The 6,328-nt window shown below is 61.3% G+C and carries 6 protein-coding genes and 2 tRNA genes; 6 read left to right on the top strand and 2 right to left on the bottom strand.

Going from position 1 to position 6,328, the window contains the following annotated elements:
• Window positions 1-2 precede the first annotated feature (2 nt).
• From C266_RS23595 to C266_RS23585, 3 genes are all read left to right on the top strand, one after another.
• Window positions 3-78 (top strand) — tRNA-Gly (locus tag C266_RS23595).
• Between the two features lie 111 nt (window positions 79-189).
• A tRNA-Cys gene (locus C266_RS23590) sits at window positions 190-263 on the top strand.
• 209 nt (window positions 264-472) lie between these two features.
• Window positions 473-1,042, top strand: a complete 570-nt coding sequence (locus C266_RS23585; RefSeq protein WP_036664294.1) for a cysteine hydrolase family protein — start codon at window positions 473-475, stop codon at window positions 1,040-1,042.
• Window positions 1,043-1,162: 120 nt separating this feature from the next.
• Here C266_RS23585 and argC read toward each other — a convergent pair whose 3' ends face one another.
• On the bottom strand, window positions 1,163-2,089 hold the full coding sequence (gene argC, locus C266_RS23580; RefSeq protein ID WP_010808203.1) for an N-acetyl-gamma-glutamyl-phosphate reductase: 927 nt from the start codon (window positions 2,087-2,089) through the stop codon (window positions 1,163-1,165).
• A 128-nt stretch (window positions 2,090-2,217) separates the two neighbouring features.
• On the opposite strand from argC, the gene C266_RS23575 reads away from it, so the two are divergent.
• The gene (locus tag C266_RS23575) at window positions 2,218-3,102 is read left to right on the top strand and encodes a LysR family transcriptional regulator (protein ID WP_010808204.1); all 885 of its coding nucleotides are present in this window, start codon (window positions 2,218-2,220) and stop codon (window positions 3,100-3,102) included.
• A 119-nt stretch (window positions 3,103-3,221) separates the two neighbouring features.
• On the opposite strand, the gene C266_RS23570 is transcribed toward C266_RS23575, so the two are convergent.
• Window positions 3,222-4,364, bottom strand: coding sequence for a serine hydrolase (locus C266_RS23570; protein WP_010808205.1), 1,143 nt, complete (start codon window positions 4,362-4,364; stop codon window positions 3,222-3,224).
• A gap of 86 nt (window positions 4,365-4,450) precedes the next feature.
• Between C266_RS23570 and C266_RS28180 the strand changes: the two genes are divergently transcribed.
• Both C266_RS28180 and C266_RS23565 read left to right on the top strand, forming a co-directional pair.
• Window positions 4,451-4,600, top strand: a complete 150-nt coding sequence (locus C266_RS28180; protein WP_246831223.1) for a hypothetical protein — start codon at window positions 4,451-4,453, stop codon at window positions 4,598-4,600.
• On the top strand, window positions 4,584-6,308 hold the full coding sequence (locus C266_RS23565; protein WP_036664389.1) for an SAM-dependent methyltransferase: 1,725 nt from the start codon (window positions 4,584-4,586) through the stop codon (window positions 6,306-6,308). Before C266_RS28180 ends, C266_RS23565 begins: the two co-directional genes overlap by 17 nt.
• The last annotated feature ends 20 nt before the right edge of the window (window positions 6,309-6,328 follow it).

Here is a 6,328-nt window from a genome sequence, read left to right as displayed (position 1 = left end):
ATGCGGGAGTAGCTCAGTTGGTAGAGCGCAACCTTGCCAAGGTTGAGGTCGCGAGTTCGAGACTCGTCTCCCGCTCCAAATCCAGAGGGAAGCCTGGCTTCCCTTTTTATTTGCCGAAAGCCCACGGCGATCGATCCGACGGGCGCCCTCGATGGCAACAGCGAGCGGTTACAATGCGGCATACCTGATGGCGGGATGGCAGAGTGGTCATGCAGCGGCCTGCAAAGCCGTGTACGCCGGTTCGATTCCGACTCCCGCCTCCAAAATTCAAAAGCCCTGACTTGTCAGGGCTTTTTCTTTTTCTGCTTCCGTCCCTCACGTCAGAAACGATCGGGTTGATGCTTCATGACGATTGTGATGTCCGCTGCGTGGCGTCGTGCAATCGCCATGTTGTAAAGTCTGTATCGGCCATATCCGCCGGTCTGACGCAGTCCCCGCCGGATCGATTCGAACAATCCGTTTATCCGCAAACATGGGCTCCTCACTTCCGCCTGCCGGTACCGTACTCCTGCTGATCGATTTGCAAAAGGCGATTGATCATCCGAGTTGGGGAGAGCGAAATAACCCCGACGCCGAGCGGCAAGTCAGTCGACTGCTTGTCCACTGGCGCAGCCAAGGCTGGCCGGTATGGCACGTTCGGCACGATTCTACGCACCCGGATTCTCACTACCGGCCGGGGCAGCCGGGGCATGAATTCAAGTCGGAGGCCGCCCCCATGGCCGGTGAGCCGGTCATCCCGAAACGGACGAACAGTGCATTCATCGGAACTGATCTGGAAGATCGGCTTCGCGTTGGGAGCCACGACACGCTGGTCGTGGCCGGTGTCATCACGAATAATTCAATCGAGGCAACGGTTCGCATGGCCGGTAACTTGGGTTTTCAGACGTGGCTCGTTGCTGACGGTGGCTTCACGTTCGGCCGGACCGACTGGAACGGAACGGCACGAAGCGCCGAGGATGTTCACGCGATGTCGCTAGCCAACCTTGACGCTGAATACTGCACCGTGACGACTGTTGATGCGCTGTTGGGCGCGTCCAGCTAAATTCGTTCAGAGGCCGAGAGAAAGCGCAGCCGGAATGCGACATTCGACGGCCACGACCAGATCGACAACGATCATTGGCATCCGTGGCAGCCGAACGTCAGCGCAAGCCATCGGCCCGTATTACTGCGTGAGCATCAGGTTCAGGTTCTGAACCGCAGCCCCGGATGCGCCTTTGCCAAGATTGTCGAACACTGCGCATAGCAGAACCTGCCCGTGCTCCACGTTGGAAAATACGCTTAAACGCATGTCGTTCGTACCGTTCAGTGCTTGCGGATCCAGGTGCTTCAAGGCGCTCGATTCGTGCAGCGGCAAGACATGTACGTGGGCCGACTCGGCATAGTGGCGTGCCAGGCATGCGTGCAGCATGCCGCCGTCCACGTTTGGCGCCAGCAGCCGCAAGTCCAGGGGCACCGTCAGCACGATGCCCTGGCGGAACGCCCCATACGCGGGGACGAAGATTGGGCGCTGCGCGAGCCCGGCGTGCTGCTGAATCTCCGGGGCGTGCTTATGTGCGAGTTGCAGGCCATACACCGTGTATGACGATGCGTTGACTGCACCCGGCCCCTCGTGTTCTTCCACGCCGGCACGCCCGCGTCCGGAGTAGCCTGACACCGCGTGAATGCTGACCGGGTAGTTGTCCGGTATGAGCCCGGCCTTTCGCAGCGGACCCAGCAGGCCGATCGCACCGGTCGGGTAGCAACCGGGATTGGTGACCCGACGTGCGTTCGCGATGCGTTCCGGCTGCTCCGGCGCCATCTCGGGGAAACCGTATGTCCAGCCCGGTTGCGTGCGGTGGGCCGAACTTGCGTCTATGACCCTGACGGCGGGATTGGCGATGGTAGCGATTGCCTGGCGCGCGGCGTCGTCGGGCAGGCAGAGGATGGCGATGTCGCAGGCGTTAATGGCTTCCGCGCGACGCTTCGGATCCTTGCGGTCCGCTGCGGGAAGCGTAAACAGCTTCAGGTCGCTTCGACCGCGAAGCCGTTCATGGATTAGCAACCCGGTGGTGCCTTGGTCGCCGTCAATGAAAACAACGGGAGAGTTCATGCGCGAAATACTCCGGTGACTGGGGTCATAACACGTAGAAAGAGCCCCTATCTTCCGCGTACCGCTAGAATAGTGAAAGTTGCATTTCATAACGCTAACATTCAGATTTTCTGAATCTGGACGCCGACATGCGAGAGATCAGCCTGGACCGCTTGCGTACCTTGGTCGCGATTGCCGACCGTGGCTCATTCGTCGACGCTGCGCGTGCGCTGCATCTGGCGCCACCCACGGTCAGCCTCCACATTGCCGAACTGGAAGACCGCATTGGGGCGCCGCTCCTGTCGCGCAAGCGTGGGCATGTTCGACCGTCGGCGATAGGCGAGATGTTGATAGGGCGCGCGCGTCGACTGCTGGCCGACGCGGAGCAGGCGTTGGACGATGTTCATCGCCAGGTGCAAGGACTCGCCGGACGCGTGCGGCTCGGCGCATCGACCGGCGCGATCGCGCATCTGTTGCCGCAAGCGCTCGAGGTGTTGCGCCAACGCCATCCCGCGATCGACATTCAGATTGCCGTGCTCACTTCACATGAAACGCTAGCCCGGCTGGCCGACGGCACGCTGGATGTCGGGCTGGTTGCTCTGCCTCAGTCCCCGGCGGCCGGGCTCGTGGTCAAGCCTTGGCGCCGCGATCCCGTCATGGCCTTCGTGCCTGCGCATTGGCAGTGTCCGGCGCGCATCACACCTCAGTGGCTCGCGGCTCAACCTCTTATTCTTAATGACGCCACCACGTCTCTCTCGCGTCTGACGGCGGAGTGGTTTGCTGCTGGCGGTCACCATCCTGTGCCGCGCATTCAGCTCAACTACAACGATGCGATCAAGAGTCTGGTCGCGGCAGGTTACGGGGCTGCGCTGTTGCCACATGAGGCGACGACGCCTTTGCCCGACCCGCGCATTGCCATGCGTGCGCTGCGTCCTGCGTTGTGGCGCCGCCTCGGCGTTGCCCATCGTGCCGGGTACGTCGAGCGCTCCACGCAACACGTACTCGATGTGTTGTGGGCGCTCAGATTGGCGTAGGAATTGCCATTTTCCGTTTCGGCTTGCGCTGGCCGGCGCGGTAGCCTATTGCACGACACGACGAACGAATGGCGGGGCTGTAGAAATCGGATCGTCCGCTGTGAACCGACACCGGCCCGCTATGCCGCGGGTGTCTTTCCAGGCTCGGGGCCAATGCCGGCAGCATTTCCTGCCGCTTCGATCAGCCAGACCAATCTCTCCATCTTTAACTGCCCAACGTGCTTCGAGGTCAGCCGCGAATCAACCCGGCTTACCACTACTAGATCAAGCGACGGTACGACGACTGCATATTGACCCAAATGACCATCGGCCCAATAGGCGGCGCGTTTCAATGCTGCGTTAGGGCCCCGAGGTTCATACGCAGGCGTACTAGTCCACCACATATATCCGTAGCCGCCCGTGGGGGTATTCGAGTCGGGGCGAGTGGATTCGGCCACCCACGCCGCTGGAACGATTTGTCTGTCGCGCCAGCGTCCGTTGTGCAGGTATAGCAAAGCAAAGCGGGCGAGATCGCGTGTGCTCATATTCAGCGGGTACGCGGGGAAGCGTGTGGCTGGTTCGCCCGATACGTAGTGCCCGTCCGATGGCCGGTAATCCTGCATGCCGATAGGGTCGGCAATCTCTTGCTTCAGCGCCGTAAAAATATCGTTGCCTGTGGCCTGCCGGTAGATTGCGCCGACGGTGTTGAAGTCCCAGTTGTTGTAGTACCAGAACTCGCCCGGCGAGTGGCTGTAGCGCGGCGGTTTTGCGGCTTGCATCGCGGCCGTCTCATAAACGGTCGGATGATAGATCCCCGAGCGTGCTTCCAGCATCATCCGGACCGTGGCTTGTTTTTCCGTCGGTGACAGTGAAGGGGCGTTGTCGTCAATGCCTAACTGGGCGAGCGTGGCGTCAAGATGGATCTGCCCACGCGCGACTGCGATGCCAATGAGTGCGCTCATGAGGCTCTTGCGCGCCGAATAGAGATTCGATCTTGCCGATACATCTCCCCATTCGGCCACGACCATCCCCTGGTGGACGATCATGCCGGACGTCGAACCTTCCTGTTTGGCATACGCCATAGCCTTATCGATGCCTTCTTGCGAGAACCCCTGCGTTGCAGGCGCCGTGCGCTGCCATTCGGTGCCGGGAAAGGAGGATTGCGAGCCGTATTGATCGGGCGCGGATGCCAGACGGTCGTTGATCGAACACGCGCCACACGTCAACGCAAGCAAGATTGCAACGGCCTTGCCGGCCAAGAAACGGGGGGCGTTATTTTCCATTATTCGTGTCGCTTTTTAGTCGCGTCGAGAAATTATACGTAATCCAGAGGCGAGATGCCGGAACGCACATAGGGCGAGCTTCCTTCATGTCATCATTTGATCGCGGCGGCATGACAGTAGCATGCCGCAATGGCTGGATTTCCATCAATGATGTGCCTCCCGACGCGCTCACGAACGCGCTGGTTTTGCTTGCACCTGACGCTACGTCCGCTTTTATCGTTGACACCGACGACTGATAAGGCAAGGCGACTAAAAATCGGCGAACTGGCAAAGAAGGTGGGACTGAGCGTTCGAGCCCTGCATCACTATGACGCAATCGGGTTGCTGTCACCGTCGCAGCGCCTTGGTCGCCGCTTGCAATACATCGTCGACATGATTGCCGCCGGCGGCGAGGCCACGGCGACCGACTGGCTAAACACTCTGGAGCTCGTGAACATGTACCAAAAGCACCTTGACGACGACGAACTCGATGCGCTGTTGGCATCCGGGCCGGATACGGTCCCGCCTACGGATCCGGCGTGGGGCGAACTCATCGACGAGGTTCGCTGTGCCGTGCAGCAGGCGCTGCCGGCCGAAAGTGACGCGGCCCAGGCACTGGCGTGGCGCTGGATTCGGTGCGTGATTCGAATGACGCGCAACGACCCGGCGCTCGCCACCAAGCTGACGATGATGCAGCTCGGTGAGCCCCGCGCCCAGCAAATCGTCGGTATTACGGCGGAGATGTTGGCATGGATCGACGAAGCGTTTACGCACGCGCGTTGTGCGCTGCTCGCCAAGTACCTCAGCCCGGCGCAGGCAGACGAGGTGCGGCGTCGCCAGTTCGCCACCTTGAAAAGTCGAGCATGGCCGGCGCTGGTGGCCGAACTGAAGGCACATAGGGACGCCGGCGTCGACGCCGGCGCCACACCGATGCAGGCAATCGTCGAGCGCTGGCAGCAGTTGTTTCGCGAGAGCTTCTGCGGAGACGACGCCGTCCTGAAGGCACGCGTGCGCGACGCCTTGATGCGCGAACCGGACCTGCAACTGGGCATTGGCCTCGACGACTCGCTGCTGGCCTATCTGCACAAGGCCTATATCGTCGGCCACGACATGACACCGGCCAACGCCGGACCCAAGCCGAGCGCGTTGATGGTGGCAACGCAGCGGGCCGCGCATCAACTGCTCGATCGGCCGCTGGTGCTTGAAGACCCTGTCGCATTGACCATCCTCGGCGCGGCCGAAGCACAGGCGTTGCGTGAGGATATCGACAGGTTCCGCCATCCGACGTCGGTGGGAATGCGTAGCACGGTGGTTGTACGCAGCCGGCTTGCCGACGATGTGTGGGCCGAGGCGGTTGAACGGGGCATTCGCCAGTACGTGGTCCTCGGCGCGGGACTTGATACCAGCGCGTACCGGCATCCCGATGCACCGGGCCGCCTCTTCGAGGTCGACCTGCCGGCGACGCAACAGTGGAAGCAGGCGCGCTTGCGCGATACCGGCATTGCAGTACCGCCGTCGCTGCATTTCGTGCCGGTCGATTTTGAAAGCGTCGGTCTCGCTGAGGGGTTGGCGCGTGCCGGTTTCGATGCGGATGCGCCCGCCATTTTCAGTTGGCTCGGCGTGACGATGTATCTCGATGAGGCCGCCGTCATTGAAACCTTGCGCTTCATCGCCGGCTGCGCCAAAGGTAGCGTAGTGCTGTTCGAATATGTGATGCCGTTATCGAGCTTGCCCCCGGGGATGCGCATCGCGATGGAGCAGTTGACGGCGCAATTCGCCGCGCGGGGCGAGCCGTGGAAGAGCTTCTTCGACCCGGCGGCGCTGGCCGAGACGTTGATCACACTTGGTTTTAGCCGCAGCGACACGTGGGCCCCGGACGAGTTGAACCAGCGTTATCTTGAGAACCGCGTCGACGGGCTGCATATCGGTGCAACACCTGCGCGTCTGGTTCTGGCAACCGTCTGAAAGGACTTCACGACTTGCCA

It is taken from the genome of Pandoraea sp. SD6-2, from assembly GCF_000389825.1.
GTDB lineage: Bacteria > Pseudomonadota > Gammaproteobacteria > Burkholderiales > Burkholderiaceae > Pandoraea > Pandoraea communis.
Note: the sequence above shows the minus strand (reverse complement) of the source record. Positions and strands in the feature narration are given on the sequence as shown.

Coding starts and splice junctions, on each gene's coding strand:
- C266_RS23585 (WP_036664294.1), top strand. CDS start 473: ATGGGCTCCTCACTTCCGCCTGCCGGTACCGTACTCCTGCTGATCGAT.
- argC (WP_010808203.1), bottom strand. CDS start 2,089: ATGAACTCTCCCGTTGTTTTCATTGACGGCGACCAAGGCACCACCGGG.
- C266_RS23575 (WP_010808204.1), top strand. CDS start 2,218: ATGCGAGAGATCAGCCTGGACCGCTTGCGTACCTTGGTCGCGATTGCC.
- C266_RS23570 (WP_010808205.1), bottom strand. CDS start 4,364: ATGGAAAATAACGCCCCCCGTTTCTTGGCCGGCAAGGCCGTTGCAATC.
- C266_RS28180 (WP_246831223.1), top strand. CDS start 4,451: ATGTCATCATTTGATCGCGGCGGCATGACAGTAGCATGCCGCAATGGC.